Annotated in this window: 1 pseudogene (running past one end of the window); it reads right to left on the bottom strand. The window is 81.7% G+C overall.

The annotated features are described in order from the left end of the window. Positions 1-491 (bottom strand): annotated as a pseudogene (locus I5I_RS00525) (translation initiation factor IF-2 N-terminal domain-containing protein) (its annotated part continues 334 nt past the right edge of the window); the annotation flags it as partial.

The raw sequence follows: 491 nt of genomic DNA on the forward strand, positions 1-491 counted from the left end.
TCTTGCCGCCGCCCTTGCCGAAGCACCTGCAGTGCCGCCGCCGGGGCCGCGACCACGGCCGCCGCCACCCGCGGGACGACCCGCGAATCCACCCGGAGCTCCGGGTCCGCCCGTACCGCCGGGGCGCTGGAAGCCTCCGGCGCCGCCGGGACGACCCGGACCGCCCGGACGCTGCTGGAACGGCGCGCCGGGACGGCCTCCGCCGCCGGGACGGCCGGCGCCACCGGGACGCGGCGCGCCGGGACGCGGGGCGCCGGGGCGCGGGGCCTGCGGACGCGGAATGTTGCCCGGGGTCGGGCGCTGGCCCATGCCCTGCGCCGACGCGAACGGGTTGTTGCCCGGACGCGGGCCGGCGGGACGCTGGCCCATGCCCTGCGCCGACGAGAAGGGGTTGTTGCCCGGACGCGGGGCACCACCGGGGCGCGGAGCCTGCGGGGTCGCAGCACCGGGGGTCGCCGGAGCCGTCGGCGCGGCCGGAGCGGCCGATGCGG

The sequence above is a fragment of the Microbacterium sp. B24 genome (genome assembly GCF_000333415.1).
Taxonomy (GTDB): domain Bacteria; phylum Actinomycetota; class Actinomycetes; order Actinomycetales; family Microbacteriaceae; genus Microbacterium.